Below are 26228 nucleotides of genomic sequence, written 5' to 3'. Positions count from 1 at the left end.
CGTGCGCCTGGACGCGGGCGGGAAGGAGATCGCCCGTGTTCGGCAAGCGCTACGCCGCCTCCATGATCAACCGGAGCGCGGAGAACGAACAGGACCGCCGCCGTTTCCTGCGTGCGGCGGGGGTGACCGGCCTCGGCGTCGTCGGCGCGGGAGCGCTCGGCGGACTGGCGGGCCCGGCCGCGTCGGCTGCCACCGCCCGGCCGGCGGCAGCGGAGGCGGCGGAGGCGGCGGCCGAGGGGGTCAGTGACGCCGCCGTGCTCAACTTCGCGCTCAACCTCGAATATCTCGAAGCCGAGTTCTACCTGCACGCCGTCACCGGCAAGGGACTCGCCGACTCGCTCACCACCGGAACCGGCACCCGCGGCGGGGTCGCGGGCGGGCGCGCGGTGAAGTTCAAGACCAAGGCGGCGAAGCAGTACGCCCAGGAGATCGCCGGCGACGAGAAAGCCCACGTCGGGTTCCTGCGCACCGCGCTCGGCTCGGCCGCGGTCAGCCGTCCCGCGATCGACCTGCAGTCCAGTTTCACCGCTGCCGCGCAGGCGGCCGGGCTGGTGCGGAAGGGCCAGAGCTTCGACGCGTTCGCCTGCGAGGAGAACTTCCTCCTCGCCGCGTACCTCTTCGAAGACGTCGGCGTCACCGCATACAAGGGCGCCGCGCCCTTGATCACCAACAAGACCTACCTCGAAGCCGCGGCCGGAATCCTCGCCGTCGAGGCCTATCACGCCGCCGGCATCCGAACCGCGCTCTACCAGCACTCCGGCGGCATCCTCGGGCTCGGCCTGCTCGGCCGCGATCTCCGGGAAGCCAGCGTCAAACTCTCGAACGCCCGCGACAGCCTCGACGGCACCAGCGATCTCGACCAGGGCGTCGTCGACAAGGACGGCCGGGTCAACATCGTGCCGACCGACGCCAACGGCATCGCCTTCAGCCGCTCGCCCGGCCAGGTCCTCAACATCGTCTATCTGAACCCGAAGGCCGTCACTTCCGGAGGCTTCTTCCCCAAGGGCGTCAACGGGGACGTGAACACCAGCGCTCCCAACGGCTGACGCTTGAAGCTGTCGACGGCCATCTGGCTGAGGGCCGGAGAGCGCGTGCTCTCCGGCCCGGACCTCACTGGCAGGCTTCGCAGTCGGGGTCGTCGATACGGCACGCGGCCCCGTCGGTGAGCTCGAAGTCGAAGTCGTCGAGCGCGGGGACGGCCAAGGCGGTGGTGGCTTCTTCCGGCGTGGCGGTGGCGGACATGGCACTCCCTTGCAGGCGAACGGGATCTTTCTCTTATGTAGCGCTCAAGATCGGCGAGCATTCCGTGACGCGCGACACAGGGTGAAAGCGTGACTCGCGTGCTCAGGAACGGATCTCACGGCCTGGTCAGCCGTTCAGGTGCTGGTCCAGATGTTTGAGCGTGACGTTCAGGGCCACGGCGTACACCGCGATCCGGCAGACCCATCGCGCGAACGTACCGGCCCGTGGCGCGGGCGCGGCGGAGACCGCGAGCACGTCGATGATGAGGTCGTGCACGATCCGCCGCGTCCGCGCGACCAGGACGCGGACGGTTTCGGTGATCTCCGCCAGCGCCGCCGAAACCGAACCGAGGCCCCTGATAGCCTCGATGTTGTTACCCATCAGGCGCCGGTGCTCGTCGGCTTCGTGCCCGTACCAGCCGGAGATGTCGTACTCGACGAAGTCCTCCAGGTCGTCGGCCATGGCGGCGAGTTCGACGGCGATGTTCCTCCAGGTCGCGGCTTGTGCCGCGATGACGTCCGGTTCGCCGGTGAGCCGGACGAGGACGTCGCGCAGGGGTTCGACGTCTTCGAGCCGCCAGCCCGCCCGCGCCGCCGGCCGGACCGCGACCGATGCGATCAGGGACGGCACGGCGGCGAGGCGGACCGGATCGGGCGCCGGGGTTTCGTCGCTCAGCGTGTCACCGATGAGCCGGAGGTTCTCCTCGACGTACTCGACCAGTCCGTCCTGGCGGACGTGCTTTTCGCGGAAGTTCTCGGTGATCCACCGGCACAGCCGCCCGTAGGTGCCGTCCGCGCGGGCGATGGCGGAACTGGCGTCGTGCACTGCCGCGAACCGCAGGCGCACGGCCGCGATGTTCCCGGCATGCCGGGAAATCTGGCCTGCCACCTCGGTACGGCCGTGCACGTTCGCCCCCTCGCCGGTCGCCGTTGTCGGCGAACGGTACAGCGGCGTCGCCGCGGGCGAGGGGGTTTTCGCGGATCAGACCGCCGCGGCCGCCGAGTGGAAAAGGGTTTTCCGCGTCGGTGACCGCCTTGGCGAGGGCGTCCGGGTCCGCCTTCAGCCCGGCCACGATCGCGTCGACGTCCCGCAAACCCGCCCGCGACAACAGCCTCTTCTCGTTGGTGACCCACTCGCCGCGCGCCGCCAGCACCGCGTGCGCCGTCTCCATGGCGGCCGTGGCCAGCGCGCCCGCGACCTCCGTGGCCTGTCCGCGTGGCACGAAGGCGCCTCGGGTGTACCGCAGCGTCAGCTCCGCTCGGCCCCGCCACATCGGCGGAGCCGTTTCGCGCAACGCGTCCGGGTACGCGGGCCGCGGCAGGTCACCGCGCAGGACCCGGTTGACGGCGAGTTCGGCCACCACCAGGTAGCTCGGAATGCCCGCGAGGTGGAACATCAATGGTTCCCACTGGAACCGGCCTTGCCGGGCTTCGGCGAGATGATGCTCGACGGCGTCGAGGTCACGGTAATGGACGTCGACCTGTCTGCCGTCGATCGTGAGCCAGGCCCCGCCGTTGAACACACCGCCACCCCAGGCGCCGATTTCGGAGACCTCGCCGTCCCAGCCGACGGCACGCAGATCGGCCGGGTCGAAGCCACCGCGGTAGTAGACGGCGAAATCCCAGTCGCTGTCGGGCGTATGGGTGTTCCGCGCCCGCGATCCGCCGAGGGTGACGGCGTGCGCGGCGGGCAGGGCGGCCAGCTTGCCGGCCACGTGGGTGAGGAAAGTTTCGTCGTTCATGGCGCGGACGAGGTTAGTGACGGTACGGAGCGAACGCGACGCGTTTTCGCGAGCGCCGGGTTCCGCCGCTCAACCGATCCCGATGGGCAGGGTGGCGGCCAATCCCTTGGCGTGCCTGCCATCGAGGCGTTCCAGGGTGAGCCCGCCCCGGCGGGCGGCGAGTTCCAGGTCCCGTACGGCGTGTTCCACCGCGTGCGCGCCCGCGGCGGCGACGCGGATCGCCGCGCTGACGTGAGGTTCCGTCTCCGGTGCGTTCCGGCGCGCGGTCACGGCGAGTGTCACGGCCGCCCGGGGTGCCGCGGCGAGCAGGCGGCGGGACAACTGGGCCGCCACGGCGGGGGACAGTGCCGCCCAGCCGTCGAGGCGGAAGGTCGCCTGCGAGATCGGGCCGCTGTGCCAGAGCCGCCATTCCTCGCGGATGCGTGCCCGTCCGGCGGTCACGTGCGCGAGCGAGGCGAGGGCGCCGAGGACCTCGTTTTCGGCGAGTGCCCGTACCGGCAGCCCGTCGCGGCGGAGTTGCCGCCGCACCCGCCGGACGGTGTTCCCGAGCGCCCGGCTCACATCGGCGTCGCGGTGGACGTCGGCGGTGCGCAGTGCCTGCAGTGCGACCCAGCCACGCGGTGGCCGGGAGCGGTCCGCGCCGGCGTGCTGGATCACCTGCGCGGCGACGTCCAGCACTTGTTCCCGCGAGGTCGGCAGCAAGGTCCGCGGTGACGGCATCGGCTGCTCGCGTGCGGCCGATTTCGGTTGCAGCACGGCGGTGATCCCGTCGGCGCGGCTGAGCATGAACACCGTCTCGCCGCCGATCTCGCCGGTGGTCCCGGCCGCTTCCGGTGACAGCAGGTTCAGCAGCGCCCGGCCCGCTTCACCCGCGTTCCGGAGATCCTTGTCCCGGTCGCGCACCAGATAACCCGACGCCGAGCCGAGCCAGGCGTAGAGCCAGCGCCCCCGGACCCGGACGGCGGTCAGCGCGATGGTCACGACGGCCGCGGTGACCACGGCGGCGGCCAGCGGCCACGGCCGTCCCGCGACCAGTACCAGCGCGACGAGGACGAGCTGCCAGCAGAGGATCTGCGGCACCCCGATCCGGAAGCGGCGCCGGGCCGGGGCCGCCACCGGCGGGGGCGACGGCGACGGCGGCCCGCTCGCGGGGACGGGAGCGGGCGCCGCGGACCACTGGGGACGCCGCTCCGCCTGTCGAGCGGCGGTCAGCGCGGCGAGCGCGGCCTCACGTGCCGCCGCCCGCGCGGCCGGAGCGGCGTAGGCGAGCGGGCCGGGGAGGGCCTCCGTCCGCGGTGCGGCCGGAGCCTGCCGCGGGAGCGGCGGGGGCGGCGTACTGAACCGCCCCTCGATACCGGCCGCGCCGGGTTCGGTCATCGTCGTGCCTCCTCAAGCCGTCGTGCCGCCCACCCTCCCCGGCGAACATGAGGTTTCGATGACACGGTGGTCCCAGGCCCGCGACAGGGTGTTTCATCGAAATTTCATGGTCGCTCTCTAACTTGACGGTCATGTACGCACTACTCGCGCGCGTCCGCGATTCCCGGGACGTCACGGCGTGAACACCGAGAAACGGTTCAGCGTGCTGGCGCGCACCCGGGCGGCCGTGGCGCTGCTGGTCGCCGGCTGCCTCGCGCTGGTCGCCTTGGCCGTGACCGGGCAGGCGTCGACCCCGGAAGGCCTCGAGTTCGTCCAGGTCGGCCACTGGGTCTACAACGACGCGGCCCAGTCGGCGTTCCACGTCGACGGCTCCACGAACCGCGTCGACGCGCGTGCGAACGTGCCCGGCGCCGAACGCGGCAGCCAGGTCGTGCAGGGGGACGAGAACGGTTACGTCGTCGAACGGAACCGCATCACGGAGTTCGACAAAGCGACACTGAGTGTCGAGGAGTCCACACCGGCGCCCGCGCCGGAAACGCCGTTCGTGCTGGAGATCGCGGGTGGCCCGTATCTCGTCTACCGCAACGCCGGCCAGATCGTCCGCCTCGGCGACCCTGCCGCGACGGTGCCCGCAGGGGGGCCACTGTCCCGGCCGGTCGCGACCGCCGACGGCACCGTCTGGGTGCACCGCATCGACAACGGCTCGATCTGCGAGCTGCCGAAGGGTGCCGCCGTGCTGACCTGCACCGCGCAGCTCCCGCCTGGCCACGGCGGGGCGCTCACCCTGGTCGGCGACCGGCCGGTGGCGCTCGACTCCACTGGCGACAGCCTCCACCGGGTCGGCCAGGACGGGCTCGGCGGGGCACTGTCGCTCGGCATCAAGCTTTCGCCGTCGGCACAGGTGGCCAACAGCGCTGTCGGGGACAGGCTGGCCATCGCCGACCCGGAGCGCAACCAGCTCCACCTGATCGACATCAGCGGCCTCGACCAGGACCGTCCGTCCGCGAAGCCGATTTCGGTCGAGCTGACCAAGGGCAGCCGGTTCAACGGCCCGGTCTCGTCGTCGAACGTGGTCGCCATGGTCGACGAGACCCGCGGCGAGGTGCTGACCTACGACAGCGCCGGCGTCCTCAAGTCCACCAAGAAGGTGCCCGGCGAGGGCGCGGCACCCAGGCTCGCCAAGGGTGAGGACAACCAGATCTACGTCGATACCTCCGACGGCTCGCATGTGCTGGTCGTCAACGGTGAGGACGGCACGGTGGCCGACGTCGACGTCGACAAGGCGGCCAACAGCCAGACCGCGGGCGCGCCGTCGTCGAACGCGGAACCGCCGCCGTCCGGTGACGCGCCGCCGCCACAGCAGCCACAGCAACCGCAGGCGCCTCTGCCCACCGAGGTGAGGAAGGTGGTCGCGCCGCCGCCGGTGGCGAAGGCGACCCCGCCCGGTGCGCCGAGGAATGTGGGCGCGACCGGCGGTGACGGCTCGATCAAGGTGTCGTGGAGCCCGGCCGCGGACAACGGCGCACGGGTCACCGGCTACCGGGTGAGCTGGGCAGGCGGATCGACGCGAGTCGGCGGATCGGCGCGGGGCACCACTGTTTCGGGGCTGACCAACGGGACTTCGTACGTGATCACCGTCGTCGCCGAGAACTCGGCGGGCACCGGTGCCGGCGCGAGCAGCAAGGCGGTCACCCCGGTGCCGGCGGGCAGGCCGGCCGGGGCACCGGCGGTCACCGCGAACGCCGGCACCGACGGGAAGGTCTCGGTGAGCTGGACCCAGCCGGACCTGCGCGGCGGCACTCTGGTGAACTACCTGGTGAGTGCGACGGGCAAGGGCGAACGCAGGCTTTCGGCCACCTCCACGGAGTTCACCGGGGTAACCGGCGCCGCGACCGTCACCGTCCGCGCGATCACGAAGTTCGGTTCGGGGCCCGCGCTCACCGGGGCCGCGGGGAGTAAGAAGGTCACCGTGCCGGTGGCTTCCGCGCCGCCGACGATCACGATCTCCACGGTGAGAGTCAAGGACCTCGCCTTGAACATCGCCGTCAACGCCAATGGAAAGGGGGGTTCCGCGACCTGCCAGGCGAAGTTCGGCAATGCCACGTCGCCGTGGAAGCCCTGCTCAGGCGCGACGACCCTGCTCATCCCGAACGTGAACTACATCGGCGCCATCACGGTCACGGCGACCATCAAGACCGACGGCGGCACCGCGTCGGACAGCTGGACCGGGGTTCCGACCGTGAACGGCGGAGGGCTGTTCTGGCTCGGCCCCATGGCGCTGGTAGGACTGCGCCGACGAAAGGACAAGGAAGTTCTGTGACGCTCACACCCAGGGTCGCCTACGAGCAGATCGCCGAGAACGTGCAGTCGGTGGTGCGCGGCAAGCCGGAAGTCGTCCGGCTCACCGTGGCGGCGATGTTCGCCGAGGGACACCTGCTGATGGAGGACGTGCCCGGCGTCGGGAAGACGACGATCGCGCGCTGTCTCGCCGCCAGCATCGGCGGCCGGTGGAACCGTATCCAGTTCACCCCCGACCTGCTGCCGGGCGACATCACCGGCGTGATGGTCTACCACCAGAACGCCGAACGGTTCCAGTTCCACCCCGGCGGCATCTTCGCGAACGTGGTGCTCGCCGACGAGATCAACCGGGGCACCCCGAAGACGCAGGCCGCGTTGCTGGAGGTGATGGCCGAACGCCGGGTCACCGTCGATTCGGTCGCGCAGGCGGTGCCGCGGCCGTTCCTCGTGGTGGCGACGCAAAACCCGATCGAGCTGGAGGGCACCTACCGGCTGCCCGAAGCGCAGCTGGACCGGTTCCTCATGCGGATCTCGGTCGGCTACCCGGATCTGGAATCCGAGATGCGGGTCGTGATGGGGGATTGCGCCGGGGTGAACCCGGACGAACTCAAGCCGGTGCTGAGCATCGGGGACGTGCAGCGGGTGATCGACGAGGTCCGGAAGTCCCATCTGGCACCGGATATCGTCAACTACGCGGTCCGGCTGGCCGCGGCGAGCCGTTCGCATCCGGACGTCCGCTACGGCGCCAGCCCACGCGGCAGCATCGCGTTGATCCGTGCGGCGCAGGCACTCGGTGCCACCTACGGCCGCGACTTCGTCACCCCGGACGACGTCAAGGACGTCGCGCATCCGGTACTCGACCACCGGCTCGTGCTCTCGCCGGAGGCGGAGCTCAACCAACGGCGGAGCGCCGACATCGTCGACGAACTGCTGGGCGCGACGGCCGCCCCGATGGCCGCGATGGGGAGGTAGGCGTGCGGCTCACCCGCCGCGGCGTCATCGTGCTCGCCTTCGCCGCCGGGTTCTACGCCCTCGGCGAGCTGGCCGGGTACACGTTCTTCCGTGCCATCGCGGGGATCGCGGCGGGCGCGGTGCTGATCGCCTTGGCCACCACCAGGTTCCGGCCCAAGGTGGAGATCGGCAGGACCGTGCGGCCGGACCGGGTCGAACGCGGCAGGCCCGCGCTGGCCTCACTCGTCGTACGCAACACCGGAACCCGCAGGCACGGCGGTTTCGCGGCGGGGGACGGGATCGGGACCGAGACGCATCGCCTGCGCGTCCGCCCGCTCGCGCCCGGCGCCGAAGCGACGTACCACTACGAACTGCCGACGACCACCCGCGGGAAGCTCCAGGTCGGGCCGCTCGTGGTACACCGTCCCGACCTCTTCGACCTCGCACGCGGCGACCAGACCATGGGTGAGCCGTCGTGGTTGTGGGTGCATCCGCGACGGCACGCGGTGCGTGCGGCGCAGGCCGGGCATCCCCGGCACCACCACGAAGGCCCGATCACCGATCCGCCACTGCGTGGTTCGGCGGATCTGCGTGCGGTACGGGAGTACGTGATCGGCGACGAAGTCCGGCATCTGCACTGGAAGGCGACAGCCAGGACTGGACGGCTGATGGTGCGCGAGTACGCCGATCCGGCGCAGCCGCGGTTCACCGCCGTACTCGACACTCGGCGCGCGGCGATGAGCCCCGCCGTTTTCGAAGAGGCTGTCGAGGTGGCGGCCTCGCTGTTCTACGCGTCGGCGTCCGCCGGGCAGCACTGCCGGTTCATCACCGCGACGGGAGCCGACACACTGACCGACAGCGGGGTGCGCGCGGCGAGGACGTTGCTGGACGAACTCGCGCTCGTCACCCAGAACGCGGCCGACGACGCCCCGCTGCTGCCCTCGGTGCTCGCCGCCGACCGGCGTCCCGGCGGGGTACTGGTCGTGATCACCGGCCCGGACGCCGATCTGGGCCACGCCGCCCGCTGGCGGCCCGACACGGTGGTCCGGCTCGGCGACCTCCGGCCCTCGGCGGGATCGAGCGGCCTGATCGTCGCGGTCGACGCGGCCGGTGCCGCCGCGCAGTGGAATTCCAAGGCGGGTCACGCATGACCGCCGGATTCGACCGGATCGCGGTCGCCGGGCTGCTCGGGGCGACCGGGGTCGCCGGGATGCTGTTCGCGCCGGTGTTCGGATGGCTGCCCTTGCTCGTTCCGGTGCTCGTGGTCGTGCTCCTCGGCTACGGCTGTGCCGAGCTGACAGCGCGGTTCCCGAAACTGGTGCCTTACCGGCCTTTGCTCGTGACGGTGCTCGGTCTGCTCGGCTTGATCGAGACGGTGCTGACCTCGACCACCCTCGCCTTCCTGCCCACGATGGCTTCGCTGCGGGGGCTGGCGCGCGGGTTCACCCAGGGCTGGCAGCTCACCTTGCAGTCCACCTGGCCCGCGCGGCCGGTCCCCGAGCAGCTGCTGTTCGTCCCGCTGTCGGTCCTGCTCGCCGTCGTGCTGGGACTGGAGTTGTTGCTGCGGCTGAAGAAACCGCTCCTCGCGTTGCTGCCGGGGCTCGCCGTCGCCGGACTCGCCCAGGCGTACCAGGCGTTGACCGGGATCGGCGCGGTGGCAGCGGCACTGGGGTATGCGCTGCCCGTCGGTCTCCTGCTGTGGTCGGGCCGTCGCCCCGGTTCCACGGGCAGCTCCGCCGGGCCGCGGTTCTCGTGGCGTGCGACCGGATCGGCCGTCTGGCCCGCACTGTCCACAGTGGTCGCACTGCTGGCCGGGGCGGTCGTGCTCGCCGGGCTCGATCCGGTGGACCGCGATCCGGTGACACTCAAGGACAGCCAGGCCGCGCCGCCGCCGAGGACCAGACTCGGCAACCCGCTCGACGAGATCGCACTCCGGCTCGGCAGGCCCGATCAAGAGGTGTTCCGCTATCGCAGTGACACTCCGGTCGACCAGTGGCGGCTGATCGTGCTGAACGGTTTCGACGGCGCGAACTGGCTCGCCGACTCGCGGCTGCGGCGGCTGGGTGCCGGTCTCGACGGGGCGCCGTCCGGCGCGGCCGGATCCGCCGAACTGCAGGTGCGCGGGCTCGCGGGCCCCTGGCTGCCGAGCCATCCGGACCTCACCGGCGTCGACGGGCTGACGCCGCTGGTCGACCAGACCGCCGGCACCCTGATGGCGGATTCGGCGTCGGCCCGTGACTACCGGCTCCGCTGGTCCACGCCCGAGATCGAGGGCCTGGGCACCGGCGAGATCGATCCGCGGGCACCCGGTGGTCTCGACGGCCTCGGCGCGGTGCCGCCGGATGTCGAACAGGTGGCCAAGGAAGCCGTCCGCGGTCTGCGTCCGACGTTCCAGTCCGCGTTGCAGCTGGAACGCTTCCTCGCCACGAACTACCAGGTCGCGGTGGGCGAGGATCTGCCGACCGGGCACGGCTGGCCGCAGCTGCGGCATTTCCTGCTGGAAAGCAAACGCGGGACGAGTGAACAATTCGCCGCCGCGTACGTGGTGCTGGCGAGGATGAGCGGTATCCCGGCCCGGCTGGTCGTCGGGTTCCGCGGTTCGGACCGGACCGAAGGCGGGATGAGCGTCGTCCGCAACCGCGATGTCCTGGCGTGGCCAGAGGTCGCGGTCGCCGGGGCGGGCTGGGTGCCGCTCGATCCGACCGCGTCGGCAGGCAAGGCCGGTCAGCTGCGGACCGGCCCCGGCAAAGCCGTCGCGCGGGCCAGGGCGCAACTGCCCGCCGAACAGGAACTGCGGCCGCCGCAGCTTCCGCCGGGGACACCGCCGGACGCCGCCGAAGACCAGAACGCCGACGCGGGCACGACCTGGTGGTGGGTGGCACTCATCGGTGTCGTCGTCCTCTTCGGACTCGGCTGGCTGCTCGGGGTTCCGGTGGCGAAGGTCGTCCGCGCACGACGGCGACGGCGTCGTTCGGGTGCGGAAGGAGTACTCGGTGCCTGGGACGAGATCCGCGACCGGCTGCGTGCGCACGGCGTGCCGTTCCGGATCGGGATGACCCCGAGGGACCTCGCCGAATCGGCGGGTTCCCTTGCCGGGGACGGGATCCGTGAGCCCGTCGCCAGGCTGGCGAAGGTGCTCGACGTGACGTTGTGGTCCGGCGTCCCAGTTGGGGACGGCGCGGTCCGACGGGCCTGGCAAGAGGTGGGCGAGGTCCGCAAGGGCCTGGCCGCCAGGCCGTTCGCGGCTCGGGTGCTGGCGGCACTCGAGCCGCGAACCCTGGTGCCGCTCAAGGCTTCGCGGCGGAAGTCCTAGCTCCGGTCCCGCAGGCTTCGTGAGGCCCGGTGCCGCTGCCGGTGCGGTGCCGCTGCCGGTGGCGCGGCACCGCACTCGCGTGCTTGAAGCCGGATCATGCGTGCTTAAAGCCGTAACTTGCGTGCTTAAAGAGGGAACTCGCGTGCTTGAACCTCGCACACGCGAGTTGCGGGTTCAGGCACGCGAGTTATGTGTTCAAGCACGCGAGTTGCGGGTTCAGGCACGCGAGTTATGTGTTCAAGCACGCGAGTTGCGGGTTCAGGCACGCGAGTTGCGGGTTCGGCCGGGTCAGGGGTTGCAGCGGGCACCGCGGATCGGGATCGGGTCGGTGGTGTAGATGTACCGGCCGTCGGTCGCCCTGAGCTGGAAGCAGTACCGGCGCGCCGGGTCGACCGGGACGTCCAGGCTGTGCTGACGGTGGGCGACGAGCTGTTTCGTTTCGAGCCGCTCGCCCGCCATGATCACGACGAAGTCCAGTTCGCCTTCCGCGGTCCAGGTCAGCTCGACGTGGTCGCTTTGATCCTTCGGCGCTGCCAGTTCCAGTTTGACGTTCGGGGCCGGGGCGGAAGCCGCCGGAGAGGGGATCGCGGCCGCCAGCGGGACGGCCTGCCCGCCGACCTCCGCCGGTCCCAGTAACAGCGGCACCACGGCCAGCCCGGCGACGAGCACTCCGGCACTCGCCAACGCGATGGTGCGCCACGGAATCTCGCGCCCCGGCTTGAGCGGGCCGCTGAACTCACGGATCAGGGTGCGGCCGCCCGCCGCCGGTGCCCGCACGGGCTGTACCGACGGCATCGCCGGGGCAGGTGCGACGGATGCGACCGGTGTGACAGGTGAGACAGGTGTGACAGGCGCGGAAACCACGGCGAAGTCGTCGAATTCGACGTCGACCTCGTCTTCTTCGCTTGCGACGTCAGGGGAATCGCCGGTGACGACCTCGCCACCCGGCTGACGCAGTTTCGTGAACAGCCGCGCCAGTGACGCCACGTCCTGCGGCCGGTCGGCGGGTTCCTTGGCCAGCAACCGGAGGATCGTGGCGGCGAGTTCACGGGGGACGGCGGGATCCGGGATCGGCGCCACCGGTTCCCGCAGCACCTGCAGGATCCGCTCGCCGGGCTGCTGCCCGGTGTGCTGGGGGAAGGGCGGCGCCCCGGTCAATGCGGCGTAGAGCACCGCGCCGAGTCCATAAAGGTCGGACGCCGGGGAAAGCGTGTCGTCGCGCAGGGTTTCCGGTGCGGTGTACTCCACCGCGTACATCGGATCGCGCGGGAACCGCCGCCGCAGCGCCACGCCGAAATCGGCGAGCACGAACTCGCCTGTCGCGCGGTACAACACGTTGTGCGGGCTCACCCCGCCGTGCAGGACGTCCGCACCGTGCGCCGCGGCGAGTGCCGACGCGATCGCGGCCCCGAGGGTGAGGACGTCGGGAACTCCCAGCCGGGCACCGGAATCCAGCAGTCCGGCCAGCGATCCCGGGCACAGTTCACGCCGGACGCCGGATCGGCCGTCGGCGTAGGAGATCACGTCGTCGACCTGCAGGACCGACCGCGTCGCACGTACGGCGGACAAGGACTTCCGCTCGCGTTCAAGCCACGCCGAGGTCTCGCGGTCGAAGGCGCCAGGGAACATCTTGACCGCGAAGTCGTTGCCCGTGGCGGGATCCCGGCCCGCGTACACGGTGGCGATGGGGCCCTGGGCGAGCAGCCTCGGTCCGCCGACGGTGGTCTCGATGGTCATGTACCCATTGTCGCGCAAGAAGGACGGTTTCGGCGTGCTTTCCCGGCGGCAGGTTCCTGCCGAACCGGCCCGGCCGCCACGATCGTGGCCGACCCTTCTCTCATGCAGACTGCCGGCCTGGTCAGGGTCACCATCACCACTCCGCACCGGCGCATCGACATGGCGCTGCCGGAACACGCGTCCGTCGCCGAAATCCTCCCCGGCCTGCTCGCGCGGGCGGGTGAGGGGATGGCCGACGACGGCGTTACCGGCGGCGGCTGGCAGTTGCGCCGTGCCGACGGGGCACCCTTCGATCTGGACCGGACGCTGGGTGCGCACCGGGTCCGGGACGGGGAGATCCTCCATCTGACACCACGCCGCGCCGAATGGCCGGAGCTCGAATACGACGACCTGGTGGACGCGATCGCCACCGGTTCCGGTCGCACCGGCCGGGCCTGGGGGCCGCGGCACACCCGGCAGGCTGGGCTGACGGCCGGTGCCGTCGCGGCGTTGTTCGGGTTGCTCGCCGTGCTGCGCGCGGGGCCGCCGTGGACGTCGCCCGCGTCCTGGTCCCTTGCCGTTTCCGCGTTGCTGCTGGCCGCCGGTGTACTGCTCGCGCGGGCGATGCGTGACGCCGGGGCGGGGGCGGTGCTCGCCGCCGTCGCGCTTCCGTTCGCCTTCACCGGCGGTGGTCTGCTGCTGGCCGGTGACGACCCGATCGGTGCCCTGTCGGCCGGTCATCTGCTGCTGGCGAGCGCGGCGTTGCTGCTCGCGGCCGTCGTCGGCCACCTCGGGGTGACCGCCGCGCCGGAACTGTTCGCGGGTGCGGCGACGGCCGGGCTGCTCGGCGTGCTCGGCGGCTGGCTGGCCACCTTCGACGACCTGGCAGGCTACCGGGCCGCCGCCGTGATCGGCGGTGGCGTGCTCGCGTTGTCGACCACGTTCGCCCCGCTGGCACTGCGGCTCGGCCGGGTGCCGATGCCGGTGCTGCCGCGTTCGACCGCGGACCTGGTCCGCGACGATCCACAACCACCGCTCGACCTCGTGCACGCGGCCGTGGCCAGGGCCGACGCGCTGCTCACCGGCATGCTGGGCGGCGCGGCCGTCGCCGTCGTGTACTGCCAGCTGGTGCTGATCCGCAGCGACAGCGAGGCGGCGGTCGTCCTCGTCGCCCTGCTCGCGGCGGGTTTCCTGGTGCGGGCGCGGTTGTACCCGATCCTGCGGCAGCGGCTGCTGGTGCTGGTGACCGGGATCTTCGGCGCCGGTTGCCTCCTGGCTGGTCCGCTGATGGCGGATCACTCGCTGCTGCTCGTCCTGGCCGGGCCGCTCTCGCTGGCGGTGGCCGCGGGGGTGGTCGCGTCCGGGATCGTGCTGAGCACCAAACCCGCGAACCCTTATCTCGGCCGGATCGCCGAGTATTTCGAGATCCTGGTGATGATCGCCGTCGTTCCGGTGGCGTGTTCGGTACTCGGCTTGTACGGCTACGTGCGCGGACTGGGGGGCTGAAACCATGGCGTCCAAACGGGATCAACTGCAGGCGTACCAATTCATGGTGCAGCGCGCCATCTCCGCGCTCGTCACCAGGGAGACCGATCCGGAGCAGCCGCCGTTCCGCCGCCCGTCCGGTGCCGCTTTCGCCAGTGTCGCGCTGGCGATCGTGGCACTGGCGTGCGTCGGGGTCTACGGGATGATCGTGCCGGGCGGGAACAACGCCTGGCGCAAGGACGCCGCGGTCATCGTCGAGAAGGAGACCGGCACCCGCTACGTTTATCTGGACGACCGGCTGCACCCCGTCGCGAACTACGCGTCCGCGTTGCTGCTGCTCGGTAATCACGGCACCACGCAACAGGTTTCCCGCAACTCGCTGGCCGGAGTCCCGCGTGGGCCCCGGATCGGTATCGCCGACGCGCCGGACGCGTTGCCCGGTCCCGAAAAGCTGCTCACCGGTTCGTGGTCCCTGTGCTCGGCTCCCGCCAGCGACCTCGCGGGCACCCGGATCGAGGAGTCGGTCCTGCTGGCGGGTGCCTCACCGTCGGGCGGCGCGGATCTCCAGGATCAAGCGCTGCTGGTGGAATCGACGTCGACCGGCGACCGGTTCGTCGTCTGGCGCGGGCACCGGCACCGGATCAACGACTACGGCGCCGTCGGCACCGGACTCGCGCTCACCGCCGAACCGTGGGCACGGGTCGGCCGGGCGTGGCTCGACGTCCTCCCGGAAGGCACGCCGATCGGCCCACTCCCGGTGGCCGCGGCGGGCGAGGCGTCCACCGCCGTTCCCGGCCGGGCCGACATCCGCAACGGGATGCTGCTGATGGTGCAGACCTCCGGCGGCGGGCAGCAGCATTATCTCGCCGAACGCGACGCCCTGCGGCCGATCACCGAACTGCAGTACGACGTCCAGCGCGCGAGTGCCCAGATGCTGGCCGCTTATCCCGGCACCGAACCGAAAACCGTGCCACTGCCGCCTTCACTGGCGACCATGTCACGGCAACTCGACCCGATCCAGGCCGAAGCGGGTGCCGCCCCGGCCGCCCGGCCCGTGATCGCGCGCCTGCGTGACCAGGACGCCACCGTATGCGCCACTTTCGGCGACGGTGCCGAGGCGCCTTCGTTGACCGTCGATCCCACGCTGCCACCCGCCGACCCGATGTCCACCACCGCCCGCCGGACGGCCTCCGGCACCCCGCTCGCGGACCGCGTCCACGTGCCCCCGGGCAGCGCTGTCGTCGTCGAAGCGATGCCTTCGCCGCAGGCACCCGCCGGAACGCTCACCGTGGTGACCGACATGGGACGCCGCTATCCGCTTTCTTCACCCGACGTGCTGAAGATGCTCGGCTACCCGTCCGCGCGCCCCGTCCGCCTTCCCGCCGGACTGGTCGCCCGCCTGCCAGAAGGCCCGAGCCTCGACCCGGCCGCCGCCCGGCGCCAGACCCTGGGTGGCTGAAGGGTCCTGGAGGTACATGATGGCCCCCTTCCTTGCGTCCAGCGCGAGGAAGGGGGCCATCATGTACTCGGGTCAGCGGGAGTTCGGCTGCCAAAGGTCTTCGTCGAGCATCTGCACCGAACCGGATTCCGTCTCGTCGGACCGGTGACCGCGTGCCAGCGTGAACCCGCCGTCCGGAGTGCCGGTGGAGGCCCGGCCGCGGAGTTTCGCCGGGACCCCGTCGGTCTTGCCGGAAGACGACCTGCGAGTCGATCCGTTCCGGCCGGTCGGCTGATCACTCGAGCCGGGCCGCAGCGTGCCCGCCGTGGCCTGACCCCCGCCGCCGCCGTGAGGCGACATCATCGGCGGAACCCCGGTACCGGCGGATTTCGAGCCTGCCGTGGTCGCCGTGCCCGGTTGGATCTCCGACGCCAGGCTGGGTGCCCGCTTCCCGACAACCGGCTTCGCCGCTCCACCGAGGCCACCGAGGCCACCGAGCCCACCGAGTCCGCCGGCGGCGCCGATCCCGCCAAGGAGACCGCCCGGCATCGGCGGAAGGCCGGATCCGCCGGGGAGTCCGCCGAGCGAGGGGAGCGCGGCACCGGCCGCGGATGGCAGGGGCGCGAGCCCCGCCAGCGAAATCCCGGACGAGCCGCTCGGGCTGCTGCCGAGTCCGCTCAGGCCTTCGGACGCCGGGAGTTCGGTGCCCGCGCCGTCGCCGCCGAAGGAACCGGCCGTCTCGGCGAGGCTCTGCAGATCGGTGAGTGCGGTCATGCCGGCCTCGGCGGCGGCGAGGAAATCGGTCGGGGAGTTACCCTCGGCCGACACGGTTTCCTGCGACGTCACCAGGTCGGCGGGGGATTCGATGCCCGACGCCGCGCAAACGCTCAGCATCGAGGTGTCGAAATGCCCGCCCAGTTCGGTCATTTTCACGCCGGACGCCTGCTGGAGGGCGAAAGCCACCGGAGCACCGAACAGAGAACTGGCGGCGACTTGGTACTCCGCGTAGAGCGTCGCCACCGCCGCCGCGGTCGCGGAAACGTTGGACGCCAGCGTCGTCAGGGTCTCGGCGGGTTTGGCCGCGTCGATCCGATCACCCCAGAACTTGAGTTCGGCGAGGGTCCGCTGGGCCTCCTCTTCGTGCAGCCGTCCGGCGTCGTCCGTCCAAAAGGGAGAGAGTTCGCCGACCCGGGTGCCGAGTTCGGTCGTGGTGGTGTCGATCCAGCGGCGCACCTCGGTCCACATGCCCGCCGCTTCGAGCAGGACCGGGACCTTGCCCGCCTCGGCGCGGGCCATCTCGAAGTGCATCTCGATGGGCAGCAGTTGGTAGGGAATCATCGTCGGCTCCTCAGACACTCGCCTGCGGGCCGTCGGCCGCCGGCGCGTCACTGGTTTCGTCTTGGGACTTCGGGGCTTGGCCGATCGAACTCGACGCCTGTTTCAGCAGGCTCAAACCCTGTTGGGCGATTTTGAAGGACGACGAGGCCAGCGTGAGCGCGCTCGCCGCGTCCGCCGCGGTATAGCTCGCGGCGATGGCCTTGACTTTCGTCGAATCCGTGGCGAGGTCCACGGTGGTCTTCGTCAGGAAGGCCGTCATCTCGGCGGTCGCGGCCTTGTCCAGCAAGGACATCGCGATGCCCTCGAACAATCCTGTCGCGTTCAGGCCGTTCCCCAGCCTGCCCAGCGAACCGGGCATGTCCGGCGCTTTGAGCTGCCCCGAGTAAGCGGCCATCGCCTCGGGGTCACCGTCGACGAAATCGGGCATGAGCCCCTCCTTTACTGTCCGGTCCGGTATTTCGGTTCGTCGTGCCCGGTCGGGCCGACCTGCCACAGTTCCTCGTCGAGCAACTGGACGGTGTTCTCGCCGTCCCATCGCCGTTCGGCGGCGGGTGGCGGTGTGACGGCACCCGCCCGCCCAGTCCGGCCTCGCAGCGACACCCCGGGCGTACTGTCCGGCTTCCGGGATCGGATGGCGTTGACCTGTTCGGCGGCTCCTGGCCGGACCCCACCCGAAGAATTTCCCCCGCCGGCGTGCGGCGGGTGCATGGCGGGCATCATCCCCCCGCCCGCCATTCCGCCGGTTGCCGCGCGCGACACGCTCCCGGTCCCCGCCGCCGTTCCAACGCCGGGAAGCGGTGCCCCCGGCATCGACGTTCCCAGGCCCGCCGTGCCGGACATGGGGACCGAACCCGCGGTCGAAGGCACACCGCCACCACCCCCGCCGGAACCGATGCCCGCCGCGCCGCTGTCGAGACCGGCAAGACTGGGAAGCCCCGACCGATCACTCGACAGGCCACCGAAATCCACGGGATCGGGCAAGGGAGCCAGCGGGGACAACTTGCCTGGTTCGAGACCACCGAGTTCACTGCCGAGGTCCGTGCCGCCGACCTGCTGCAGGAGCCCGCTCGCCGCTTCCAAGGCCTGGGAACCGCTGTCCAGCAACGACGACGCCGATTCCATCAGGGACTGCGGGGTTTCCTGCTTCCCGGGGGTCTCCGGGGTGACCGGGGTGACCGGGGTCGCGGGTTCGGCAGGAGTCGCGGGTTCGGCGGGTGTTCCTTCCGTGCCGGTCCCGTCGGTACCGGTTCCGGACGGGCTCGTACCGTCGCCGGTGGCTGACGGACCCGGCGAGGTCGTGCCGGGAACCGCCGCACGCGGGCCGGACCATGGCGCGCCTTGGGCGTTGGCGATCACCATGGAGTACGTGGAGAAGTAGGGGTAGGTGAGGGACGACAACTCGGCCGCCATCCTGGCTCGGTAGCGCGGCTCCGCCAGGCCCTTCTCCTTGAGGTCGAGGTCGTAGATCCGGTGGAAATCGTCGTGCAGGAGCTTCATGTTGTTGTAGACGGTACGGACGTCGTTCGCCAGGTTCCGTAACGCGCCTGCCACGTTGGATTGGGTGATACCGAGGGTGTAGGTGGTATTCATTGTCAGAGCTCTGGAACTGTCCAGACCGAATACCGGTCTCTCCGCGCCGGGGACCTCGTTCGTCGACTCGGTCCACGAACGCAAGGACTCCAGATCCTTTTCCGCATGTGCGGCGAACAACTCGCCGGCGCCGTCGTCCCACTTTCCCTCGCCCCTGAGGTTCTGCAGCTCGGCGCGAAAGCCGACGATCATGGTGTCGATCCAGTCCCGGGCCTCGTCCCACATTTTCGCCGCGTCGTCCATCTTCGCGGCGTGCGGGAGTTCGGCGCTGATCTTCCTGAACAGGTCGTCGACGGAGAGACCTTCATCAGACATGGGCACGCCCTACTTCGGTTGGGCAACGGCAGGCGGGAACTCGGGTGCGATAGCGGGCAAGTTGGCGTCCCGTCGTTTGGCGAGGTCGTTGTCGAGGATTGCCCGCTTGCCCGCTTCCGCGGCCTGGAGATATTTCACGCCTTCATTTCGGACGAATTGCGCGTAGGCGCTGAATCCATAGCGAACATCGGTGATGAATTGCTGAAGATTTTTCGTGACTTCGGCGTCGACGCCGGTGAAGTATTTGCACTCGTCGATACCGCCCGCGCACGGGGGATCCACGACGCGGCGGAGCGCGCCGCCGGGAACTTCCTCGACGAGAGCCAGTACACGTTGTGAGAACACCTCCATCGCCGTGGTGTCCGCATCGGTCACATCGCCAAGGCCCATTTCACACCCCTGAATTCGAGTCTTTACGGAAAGGCAATCACTTCCCCCGCCTCGGCGGGCCGCCGCGACAGGAACCGGCCAACCCCGCTCAGTTCTCCGGCGGCAGCCAGGCCAGCTGGACCAGGCCCTTGGTGCCGCGGCGGTCGATCAGCCAGCCCCGGCCCGGTGGCAGCACCTGCGCCCGCATCCCGCCGAGCAGCGGGCCCTCGTCCCGGTCGCCGGACATCATCAGGCCAGGTGCTCCGACTTCCTTGACCCGGCCGAAGAACGGTTCGAAGATCCCTCGTCCGGCACCACCTGTGCGGCGGGCGAGTACGAGATGCAGACCGACGTCCGAGCCGTGTGCGATCAGGTTCAGCAGGGGCAGCAGCGGATGTTCCTTATGGGTGGCCACCATGTCGTAGTCGTCGACGAGAACGAAGATCTCCGGGCCCTGCCACCAGTTGCGTGCCCGTAGCTCCTCCGGCGTGATGTCCGGACCGGGCAGCCGTTTTTCGCAGATCCCCGCCAGTTCGGTCAGGAGGCCGCGGCTGTGCGTGTCGCTGGTGCCGTAGGCGAGCAGGTGTTCCTTCCCGACTTCGCCGAGCAAGCCCCGCCGGTGGTCGATGAGCACGATCTTCGCCTGCTCGGGGGTGTAGGCACGGGTGATCCGGCTGGCCAGCAAGCGCAGGAACGCGGTCTTGCCGGATTCGGTGTCGGCCAGCAGGAGGAAATGCGGGTCCGCGGCGAAATCGAGCCGGAACGGCGAGAGGTCCTTCTCGTGGATCCCGACGGTGAGCCCGGCGTTCGCGCCGCTGAGTTCGTCGGCTTCGGGGAGTTCCTCGTAGCCCAGCACACCGGGAAGGAGACGGACGGAGGGCGCGGGTTCGCCCGGCCAGGCCTTGCGGACGGCTTCGACCAAGGCGGCCAGTCCGTCGGCGAGGTCGTCCGGATCGGCTTTGCCGTCGATCCGGGGCAGGGCGATCAGCATCTGGTGTCCCTGCATGGCGAGACCCCGGCCCGGCGCACCGGACGGCACGCTCATCGCGGCGCGGCGGTCGATGGCCGAGTCGATCGGGTCGCCGATCTTCAGTTCGAGCCTGCTGGCGAACAGATCCCGCACGTTCATCCGCAGGTCGAACGAACGGGTGCACGACGCCACCACGTGCACGCCGAAGGATAGGCCGCGCGCGGTGATGTCGTTGACGATGTCCTCCAGTTCCGGGAAGTCGTTGCGCAGCGTCAGCCAGCCGTCGACGATCAGGAAGACGTCACCGTGCGGGTCTTCGGGGAACTTGCCCTCGGCACGGAGCCGCCGGTAGGTGACGATGCCGTCGATCCGGTGTTCGGCGAACATCCGTTCCCGCTGGGCCAGCAGGGCGGCCACCTCGGCGACCGTGCGGCGGACCGCGCCGGTGTCGAGCCGCCCGGAGACCCCGGAGACATGGGGGAGGCCGCTGATCGAAGCGAGGGTGCCGCCGCCGAAGTCCAGGCAGTAGAACTGGACTTCGCGCGGGGTATGGGAAAGCGCGAGGCTGGCGATCAGCGTGCGCACGGCGGTGCTCTTGCCGGTCTGCGGCGCGCCGAGCACCATCAGATGGCCTGCCGCGCCGGAGAGATCGAGCACCAGCGGATCCCGCCGCTGCTCGAACGGCCGGTCGACGATGCCGAGCACCGGCCGGAGCGTGCCTGCCAGCTCGGGCGCCACGGGAGTGAGCCCGCGCTGAGGGTGGACGACCAGTCCGGGCAGCAGCCCGTTCAGGGTCGGCGACTCGTCCAGCGGCGGCAGCCACACCTGGTGCGCGGGAGTGCCTTGGCCTTCCAGCCGGTCGACCAGGATGTCGAGGAGCGTCTCGCCGACAGCCGTGTCGTCGTCGGTGGGGGTGGCCTCCTCTTCTTCGTCGAAGCCGACCTCCGGAGCGACATAGGAGGTCGTGTACTCGTGCAGTTCAAGCTGGTCGTGTCCGGTGGACTGCACCGGGATCCCGGTGTCACGCTGGTAGACGCCGGAGACGTACGCGGCGCGGAACCGGTCCATCGGCTCGGTGCCGACCTTGAGGAAGCCGTGTCCCGGTGCGCGGGGCAGGTGGAACGCGTCGGCGACGCCCAGCACGGCGCGACTGTCCATTTCGGAAAAGGTCCGCAGTCCGACGCGATAGGAAAGGTGTGCCTCCAGGCCGCGCAGCCTGCCTTCGTCGAGTCGTTGTGACGCGAGGAGCAGGTGCACCCCCAGCGATCGGCCAACGCGGCCGATCTGGACGAACATGTCGATGAAATCGGGTTTGGCGGACAGCAGTTCGGAAAACTCGTCGCAGATCACCAGCAGCGTCGGCACTTCGGGCAGCGGTGCGCCCGCGGCCCGTGCCTTCTCGTAGTCGCGCAAGGAGGAGAAGTTCCCCGCCGCACGCAACAGTTCCTGACGGCGGATGAGCTCACCATTGATCGCGTCGGTCATCCGGTCGACCAGATGCAGTTCGTCGGCGAGGTTCGTGATCACCGCGCTGGTGTGCGGGAGCGCGTCCAAGCGGGCGAAGGTGGCCCCGCCCTTGAAGTCGACGAGAGCGAAGTTCAACGAGTTCGGCGGATGCGTGACGGCCAGCGCCAGCACCAGGGTCCGCAACAGCTCGGATTTACCGGATCCGGTCGCCCCGATCAGCAGACCGTGCGGTCCCATCCCTTCCTGGGCGGATTCCTTCAGATCGATTTCGATCGGGGCGCCGTCCTCCTGGATGCCGAGCTTCACCCGCAGCCGGTCCCGGTTCGGCCGGGGCAGCCAGGTGTCGGCCGGGTCGAAGTCGTAGGGATCACCGAGTTGCAGCAGTTCGGCCAGCCCCAGCTCCGAGGTCAGCGGAGCCTCACCCCGCAGGCCCGCCGTCAGGCGAAGCGGGGCCAGTTGCCTGGCCAGCCCCTCCGCCGCGACAGGACCCAGCGTATCCGCCTGCCCGAGCGGGGCTTCGCCGTCGATGGTCTCGCTGACCAGCGCGCGGCCGGCGTCCACCGCCAGCACCACCGAGGTCCGGTCCAGTGCCCGTGGCGGCATCGTGGTGAGGTCCACCACCGTCACGCCTTCCACGCCACCGCCGGTCATCAGATGATCGGAGCCGGCGATCGATCCGCCGTCGAGCACGACCACGACGTGCGGCCCGTGGACGCGGACGTCCACCTCGGGGTCGAAACGCGGACGTTTGCCCAGTTCCTCCTCCAGCATCGATTCCAGGCCCTGGATACCCGGCGCGACCAGGCGCAGCGGGCCGAGCGCGTCGGTGCGCTCCGGATGCAGCGCGTGCGGGAGCCATTTGACCCAGTCCCAGTCGGCACGCCGGTCCTCACCGACGCAGACCGCGATCCGGAGGTCGTCCGGGGAGTGCAAGGTGGCCAGCTGGGCCAGCATCGCGCGCAGGACACCGAGCGACGCTTCGCGGTCACCGCGGAGGAAGATCCGGCTGAAGCCGTTGACCGCGATCGCGATCGGCAGCCTGCCCACCGTGGTGTAGGTGGTGATGAACCGGCGCAAAGCCAGTGCCGACAACGGTTCCAGCTCTTCGAGTGGTTTGGTGTCCGGTGCGATCAGGCCGAGCGAGGGTGCCTGCGGCCCCTGCCCGATCCTGGCGATGCCGAAATCCTGGTCGTTCTTGCGCCGCTCCCACAGCCGGTAGCTCGACGCCAGCGACCACAGCGTGCCGGGGTCGGGATGCAGGTATTCCATCGCCTCGCGCTGCCGTCGCACCGATCGGCGCAGCCGTAACCGGTGCTGGGACAGATGGCGCAGGTACTTCCGCCGGGCGTAGGCCATTTCTCGTTTGCTCGGCCCGCCGCCCTGCAGGAAGCCGGTGACGACCATGCCGAGCATGCCGACGCCCATCAGGCCGTAGATGACGAACCGGATCTGCCCGGTCATGCTGCCGGAGTACATCAGCAGCATCGCCGCCATCATGGCCACCATCGGCAGCACCATGAAGATCTGCGTCCACTGCCGCGCGGGCGGCGGCGGGATCTCCGGCGGTGGCTGCAGGATCAGCTCACCGGCAGGCATTTCCGGAGCGGGCCGACGGCTCGGCCGTTTCACCATGATTGTCGCCACGTCACCGATCGTCCGCGAAGACCGGCTCCGCCCGGCGGCGATGGCAGGAACTTGCCGTTGGCCCGGGTGCGGCGTCCCGGCGACCTAGCCTCTCGGAAGAGTGCGAAGGCACGGAAAGGAGAACCGAGCATGTCGTATTGGGATTTGATCGACGACGACACCGCCGCGTTGCGCGCCCAGTCGTCGCGTTTCTCGGAATTCGGCCAGACCATGGCGGACGGCTCCAAGCGGGTCGCGAGCGCGGTCGACGAGGGAGCGGCCGCGTGCAGTGGGACGTTCGTCCCCGCCATGTGTGACGTGGATACGTCGCGGCGCGGGGAGACCGGTGTCCACGTCGGGCAGACGACCGACACTTCGGACGGGATGATGACCGCGGCGGGCATCATCGTCGACCACGACTCGGAAGCGTCGCGGTTGGCACAGGGATCGGCGACCTACGGCCTCGCGGCCAGGATGTAATCCGGAAAGGAGACTGGTAATGGCGATGAATTCCGACCGCGTCACCGCACACCGGGAAACCGGCGAAACGATGGCGAGCACCATCACCTCCGACGCGAACGACCAGATCGACAACGTCGACCAGCAGCGGCAGCAATTCGCGTACCTGTACGACTCGGACGTTCGCTCCGGGTTCGGTCACGAGCTGCTGCAGCAGGTGCACAGTGACATGGCGAAGGCAAGCGAAACCTTCAATACCCAGATCGGGCAGGCACACGGCACGCGTAACGCGTTCGAAACCCTGCTGGACGCGCCCCGTCAGGCGGCACAGGTGCTCAAGTCACTCTGAGCAAGATGTCCACTGAGGACGGAAGCCCCGGCGAGCCTGGCTCGCCGGGGCTTCTTTCACCACTTGGGGAGCAGGAACATCTGCTCCGGCGGTTCGATCGTCGCGGGCTCGGCCGGCAGTGGTGCCACCCGGCCGGGACGCCAGCGGCGACGTCGTCCGCGTAGCACGACGGCCACCCCCAGCGCGGCCAGCACGATCGCGGCGATCGCCGCGGTGGTCAGCCATTTCGCGGCCGTGCCGGTCGCCCGCACCCTCTCGGCGCGGTCGAGTGCGGCCTGGTCGACCGGCCCCGGGACATACGCCGGCATGGCCGCGGGCTTGGCCGTATCGAGCCCGTCGGTCACCGCGCGGTAGGGATCGGCCAGTCCCGCGCCGTACGCGTCGCTCGCCCGGCCGCCCCGTGCCGGGCTCGCCGTCGCCTTCAGCCGCTGGATCACCTGTGCGGCCGACAATTCAGGCCACGCGGACCGCACCAGCGCGGCCGTCGCGGAGACGAACGGCGCGGCGAAACTGGTGCCGTCGACGTAGGCGTGGCCTGCCACGCGGGTCGTGGCGAGTACCTTCGCGCCCGGCGCCATGATCCCGACGTAGGGGCCGATCTGCGAAGCGGTCATCCGTGCGCCGTCGATGTCCACCGCGCCCACCCCGAGCACACCGGGATATCCCGCCGGGTAGGACGGCAGCCCGGGATTCGTGTCCCGCTGCGCGTTTCCCGCCGCGGCGACGACCACCGCGTCCTTCCAGACGGCGTACGCCACCGCGTCGCGGATGACCGGGAAGTCACTCAGCCCGGCCAGCGAAAGGTTGATCACCTTCGCGTTCTGGTCCGCCGCGTACCGGATCCCGTTGGCCACCACCTGCGGGTCGATCCGCAGTGAGCCGCCTTGGTCGCTCAGGTCACGGTCGGTGATCCGCACCGGGAGGATCTCCGCGTCCGGGGCGATCCCGTGGAAACCGATGCCCGGTACCGGATCGGCGGCGATGACCCCGGCCACCCCGGTGCCATGCGAGACGCAGTCGAACGAGCCCGGCAGCCCGCCCGGCAGATAGAAATCCCGGCCATGGCGGACTTTCCCGGCTCTGCTGAGCTGGGGGTGGTCGGCATCGACCCCGGAGTCCACCACCGCGACCAGTACGCCGGCGCCCCGGCTTCGCGGCCAGACTTTTTCGGGGGAGAGCAGGCGCTGGGCCCAGGGCTCCGCCGGTACCTCGGCGTGCGCCGGCTCCGGATCACGGCAGGCCTCCCCGGGCGGGGCCGCGTACGCCGGGACAACGCCGGTGCCGCAGTGGAGCACGGCAAACGCCGTCGCGGCGACGAGTATCCGATGTCTCTTCACCCTGGCAATGGTCGGACGGCGACCGGCGTACCGGCCTCGGCTGGCCGCAACCTGCCACGGGCCCGCGACCGGCGCGTGACGGCCGCAAACTGGGCCGGAGACAGAGGTGGGAGGCACCATGGAGACGTCCGTCAACAGGTACGACGACTACCGGCGAATGGCCGGGGAGCTCCGGGTGGCCCAGGAGCGGATCGCGGAACTGCGGGCGACCGCCGAATCCGATGACGGGTTGATCAGCGCGACCGCGGGCGGCTACGGCGAGCTGGTCGAGCTGCGCCTTGATCCGCGTATCTATCGCGTTCCCGACTCCGCCGAGCTGGCGCGGTCCATCAAGGACACGATCCACCGCGCCGCCGCACGCGCCCAGGAGCAGTGTGCGGCGCTCGTCGCCGGTCACCTGCCGGACAACCCCGAGCCTGGACCGGCCGATTTGCGGTTCGGGCCCGCTTTGCACGTACTCGACCGGCAGATCGCGGGGGAGCACCGATGACCTGGCTGAGCCTGAACGGTGACGACGCCGCCGACATGGATCCCGAGGCGACCGGCTCCTTCATGGGGAATCTGCGTGGCGCGTCCGCCGATCTTCGCGACGCCTGGACCCGTGACAACAACCGGATCGTCTCCGCCAACCAGGTCGGCCGCGGTCCGCTGGGCGAGGCGTTCACCAGCCTGCTCAAGGGCAAGGACGGGGAATTCGCGCCGACCAAGGCCAGGGCGGCCGTGGCGTCGGTTCCCGGCTTCTACGTCAACGTCGCGGAACTCGGCGAGCTGCTGGTGCCGGTCTACGTGGCCCATGACGCCGAGGCGGCCAGTGCCATCTGGTCGTCGGTCCGCAGCTGATCGGCGCTCG

The 26228-nt window shown here is 70.4% G+C and carries 21 protein-coding genes and 1 pseudogene; 11 read left to right on the top strand and 11 right to left on the bottom strand.

The genetic code is table 11. The annotated features are described in order from the left end of the window. Positions 1-35 precede the first annotated feature (35 nt). On the top strand, positions 36-1046 hold the full coding sequence (locus AB0M65_RS07840) for a ferritin-like domain-containing protein (protein WP_364023149.1): 1011 nt from the start codon (positions 36-38) through the stop codon (positions 1044-1046). Positions 1047-1110: 64 nt separating this feature from the next. Here the strand turns inward: AB0M65_RS07840 and AB0M65_RS07835 are convergent, their stop codons facing one another. The 4 genes and pseudogenes from AB0M65_RS07835 to AB0M65_RS07820 all read right to left on the bottom strand — a co-directional run bounded on the left by AB0M65_RS07835 (position 1111) and on the right by AB0M65_RS07820 (position 4360). Next, complete coding sequence (locus tag AB0M65_RS07835) at positions 1111-1242, bottom strand: hypothetical protein (protein WP_364023146.1); 132 nt, start codon at positions 1240-1242, stop codon at positions 1111-1113. Between the two features lie 126 nt (positions 1243-1368). Beyond that, a complete protein-coding gene (locus AB0M65_RS07830; protein ID WP_364023144.1) occupies positions 1369-2067 on the bottom strand; it encodes a hypothetical protein in 699 nt (232 codons plus the stop codon). 202 nt (positions 2068-2269) lie between these two features. Then, positions 2270-2983 (bottom strand): annotated as a pseudogene (locus AB0M65_RS07825) (nucleotidyltransferase domain-containing protein); the annotation flags it as partial. Between the two features lie 69 nt (positions 2984-3052). Next, entirely contained in the window at positions 3053-4360 is a 1308-nt protein-coding gene (locus AB0M65_RS07820; protein ID WP_364023141.1) for a type VII secretion protein EccE, read from the bottom strand. Positions 4361-4538: 178 nt separating this feature from the next. Here AB0M65_RS07820 and AB0M65_RS07815 point away from each other — a divergent pair, with 178 nt between their 5' ends. The 4 genes from AB0M65_RS07815 to AB0M65_RS07800 are packed head-to-tail and all read left to right on the top strand — an operon-like array spanning position 4539 to position 10922. Beyond that, positions 4539-6680: a fibronectin type III domain-containing protein gene (locus AB0M65_RS07815; protein ID WP_364023138.1), complete on the top strand. Its 2142-nt coding sequence runs from the start codon at positions 4539-4541 to the stop codon at positions 6678-6680. Further along, positions 6677-7630, top strand: a complete 954-nt coding sequence (locus tag AB0M65_RS07810; protein ID WP_364023135.1) for a MoxR family ATPase — start codon at positions 6677-6679, stop codon at positions 7628-7630. The genes AB0M65_RS07815 and AB0M65_RS07810 overlap by 4 nt, the downstream gene beginning before the upstream one ends. A gap of 2 nt (positions 7631-7632) precedes the next feature. Then, positions 7633-8760 (top strand): DUF58 domain-containing protein, encoded by a 1128-nt coding sequence (locus AB0M65_RS07805; protein ID WP_364023132.1) that lies wholly within the window; start codon positions 7633-7635, stop codon positions 8758-8760. Further along, the gene (locus tag AB0M65_RS07800) at positions 8757-10922 is read left to right on the top strand and encodes a transglutaminaseTgpA domain-containing protein (RefSeq protein ID WP_364023129.1); all 2166 of its coding nucleotides are present in this window, start codon (positions 8757-8759) and stop codon (positions 10920-10922) included. Before AB0M65_RS07805 ends, AB0M65_RS07800 begins: the two co-directional genes overlap by 4 nt. A gap of 288 nt (positions 10923-11210) precedes the next feature. Here the strand turns inward: AB0M65_RS07800 and AB0M65_RS07795 are convergent, their stop codons facing one another. After that, complete coding sequence (locus AB0M65_RS07795) at positions 11211-12659, bottom strand: protein kinase (RefSeq protein ID WP_364023126.1); 1449 nt, start codon at positions 12657-12659, stop codon at positions 11211-11213. A 102-nt stretch (positions 12660-12761) separates the two neighbouring features. Between AB0M65_RS07795 and eccD the strand changes: the two genes are divergently transcribed. Together eccD and eccB are read left to right on the top strand one after the other, a co-directional pair. Further along, entirely contained in the window at positions 12762-14144 is a 1383-nt protein-coding gene (gene eccD / locus AB0M65_RS07790) for a type VII secretion integral membrane protein EccD (RefSeq protein WP_364023123.1), read from the top strand. Positions 14145-14148: 4 nt separating this feature from the next. Then, positions 14149-15582, top strand: coding sequence for a type VII secretion protein EccB (gene eccB / locus AB0M65_RS07785; RefSeq protein ID WP_364023120.1), 1434 nt, complete (start codon positions 14149-14151; stop codon positions 15580-15582). A gap of 72 nt (positions 15583-15654) precedes the next feature. Here the strand turns inward: eccB and AB0M65_RS07780 are convergent, their stop codons facing one another. The 5 genes from AB0M65_RS07780 to eccCa form a co-directional block, all read right to left on the bottom strand. Then, on the bottom strand, positions 15655-16899 hold the full coding sequence (locus AB0M65_RS07780) for a hypothetical protein (protein WP_364023117.1): 1245 nt from the start codon (positions 16897-16899) through the stop codon (positions 15655-15657). Between the two features lie 10 nt (positions 16900-16909). After that, positions 16910-17326, bottom strand: a complete 417-nt coding sequence (locus AB0M65_RS07775) for a hypothetical protein (protein WP_364023114.1) — start codon at positions 17324-17326, stop codon at positions 16910-16912. An 11-nt stretch (positions 17327-17337) separates the two neighbouring features. After that, positions 17338-18804 (bottom strand): hypothetical protein, encoded by a 1467-nt coding sequence (locus tag AB0M65_RS07770; protein ID WP_364023111.1) that lies wholly within the window; start codon positions 18802-18804, stop codon positions 17338-17340. A gap of 9 nt (positions 18805-18813) precedes the next feature. Next, positions 18814-19194 carry a hypothetical protein gene (locus AB0M65_RS07765; protein ID WP_364023108.1) on the bottom strand — a complete coding sequence of 127 codons (381 nt, stop codon included), beginning with the start codon at positions 19192-19194 and terminating at the stop codon, positions 18814-18816. 88 nt (positions 19195-19282) lie between these two features. Next, the gene (gene eccCa / locus AB0M65_RS07760) at positions 19283-23254 is read right to left on the bottom strand and encodes a type VII secretion protein EccCa (RefSeq protein ID WP_364023105.1); all 3972 of its coding nucleotides are present in this window, start codon (positions 23252-23254) and stop codon (positions 19283-19285) included. Between the two features lie 129 nt (positions 23255-23383). Here eccCa and AB0M65_RS07755 point away from each other — a divergent pair, with 129 nt between their 5' ends. Beyond that, positions 23384-23713, top strand: coding sequence for a hypothetical protein (locus AB0M65_RS07755; protein ID WP_364023102.1), 330 nt, complete (start codon positions 23384-23386; stop codon positions 23711-23713). Between the two features lie 19 nt (positions 23714-23732). Then, a complete protein-coding gene (locus tag AB0M65_RS07750) occupies positions 23733-24041 on the top strand; it encodes a hypothetical protein (RefSeq protein WP_364023099.1) in 309 nt (102 codons plus the stop codon). Positions 24042-24097: 56 nt separating this feature from the next. Here the strand turns inward: AB0M65_RS07750 and mycP are convergent, their stop codons facing one another. After that, a complete protein-coding gene (gene mycP, locus AB0M65_RS07745; RefSeq protein ID WP_364023097.1) occupies positions 24098-25378 on the bottom strand; it encodes a type VII secretion-associated serine protease mycosin in 1281 nt (426 codons plus the stop codon). Positions 25379-25496: 118 nt separating this feature from the next. On the opposite strand from mycP, the gene AB0M65_RS07740 reads away from it, so the two are divergent. Next, entirely contained in the window at positions 25497-25868 is a 372-nt protein-coding gene (locus AB0M65_RS07740) for a YbaB/EbfC family nucleoid-associated protein (protein WP_364023094.1), read from the top strand. Further along, positions 25865-26218 (top strand): hypothetical protein, encoded by a 354-nt coding sequence (locus AB0M65_RS07735; RefSeq protein WP_364023091.1) that lies wholly within the window; start codon positions 25865-25867, stop codon positions 26216-26218. The genes AB0M65_RS07740 and AB0M65_RS07735 overlap by 4 nt, the downstream gene beginning before the upstream one ends. Positions 26219-26228 lie beyond the last annotated feature (10 nt).

The sequence above is a fragment of the Amycolatopsis sp. NPDC051071 genome, assembly GCF_040682875.1.
In the GTDB taxonomy this organism is placed as follows: Bacteria; Actinomycetota; Actinomycetes; order Mycobacteriales; family Pseudonocardiaceae; genus Amycolatopsis.
This window is presented reverse-complemented; position numbering and strand designations above follow the sequence as displayed.

What these genes read in the sequence shown, in the direction of transcription:
- AB0M65_RS07740 (WP_364023094.1), top strand. Translation starts at nt 25,497, where the DNA reads ATGGAGACGTCCGTCAACAGGTACGACGACTACCGGCGAATGGCCGGG.
- AB0M65_RS07800 (WP_364023129.1), top strand. Translation starts at nt 8,757, where the DNA reads ATGACCGCCGGATTCGACCGGATCGCGGTCGCCGGGCTGCTCGGGGCG.
- AB0M65_RS07755 (WP_364023102.1), top strand. Translation starts at nt 23,384, where the DNA reads ATGTCGTATTGGGATTTGATCGACGACGACACCGCCGCGTTGCGCGCC.
- eccB (WP_364023120.1), top strand. Translation starts at nt 14,149, where the DNA reads ATGGCGTCCAAACGGGATCAACTGCAGGCGTACCAATTCATGGTGCAG.
- AB0M65_RS07770 (WP_364023111.1), bottom strand. Translation starts at nt 18,804, where the DNA reads ATGTCTGATGAAGGTCTCTCCGTCGACGACCTGTTCAGGAAGATCAGC.
- AB0M65_RS07820 (WP_364023141.1), bottom strand. Translation starts at nt 4,360, where the DNA reads ATGACCGAACCCGGCGCGGCCGGTATCGAGGGGCGGTTCAGTACGCCG.
- AB0M65_RS07795 (WP_364023126.1), bottom strand. Translation starts at nt 12,659, where the DNA reads ATGACCATCGAGACCACCGTCGGCGGACCGAGGCTGCTCGCCCAGGGC.
- AB0M65_RS07765 (WP_364023108.1), bottom strand. Translation starts at nt 19,194, where the DNA reads ATGGGCCTTGGCGATGTGACCGATGCGGACACCACGGCGATGGAGGTG.
- AB0M65_RS07735 (WP_364023091.1), top strand. Translation starts at nt 25,865, where the DNA reads ATGACCTGGCTGAGCCTGAACGGTGACGACGCCGCCGACATGGATCCC.
- AB0M65_RS07775 (WP_364023114.1), bottom strand. Translation starts at nt 17,326, where the DNA reads ATGCCCGATTTCGTCGACGGTGACCCCGAGGCGATGGCCGCTTACTCG.
- AB0M65_RS07750 (WP_364023099.1), top strand. Translation starts at nt 23,733, where the DNA reads ATGGCGATGAATTCCGACCGCGTCACCGCACACCGGGAAACCGGCGAA.
- AB0M65_RS07835 (WP_364023146.1), bottom strand. Translation starts at nt 1,242, where the DNA reads ATGTCCGCCACCGCCACGCCGGAAGAAGCCACCACCGCCTTGGCCGTC.
- eccD (WP_364023123.1), top strand. Translation starts at nt 12,762, where the DNA reads ATGCAGACTGCCGGCCTGGTCAGGGTCACCATCACCACTCCGCACCGG.
- AB0M65_RS07780 (WP_364023117.1), bottom strand. Translation starts at nt 16,899, where the DNA reads ATGATTCCCTACCAACTGCTGCCCATCGAGATGCACTTCGAGATGGCC.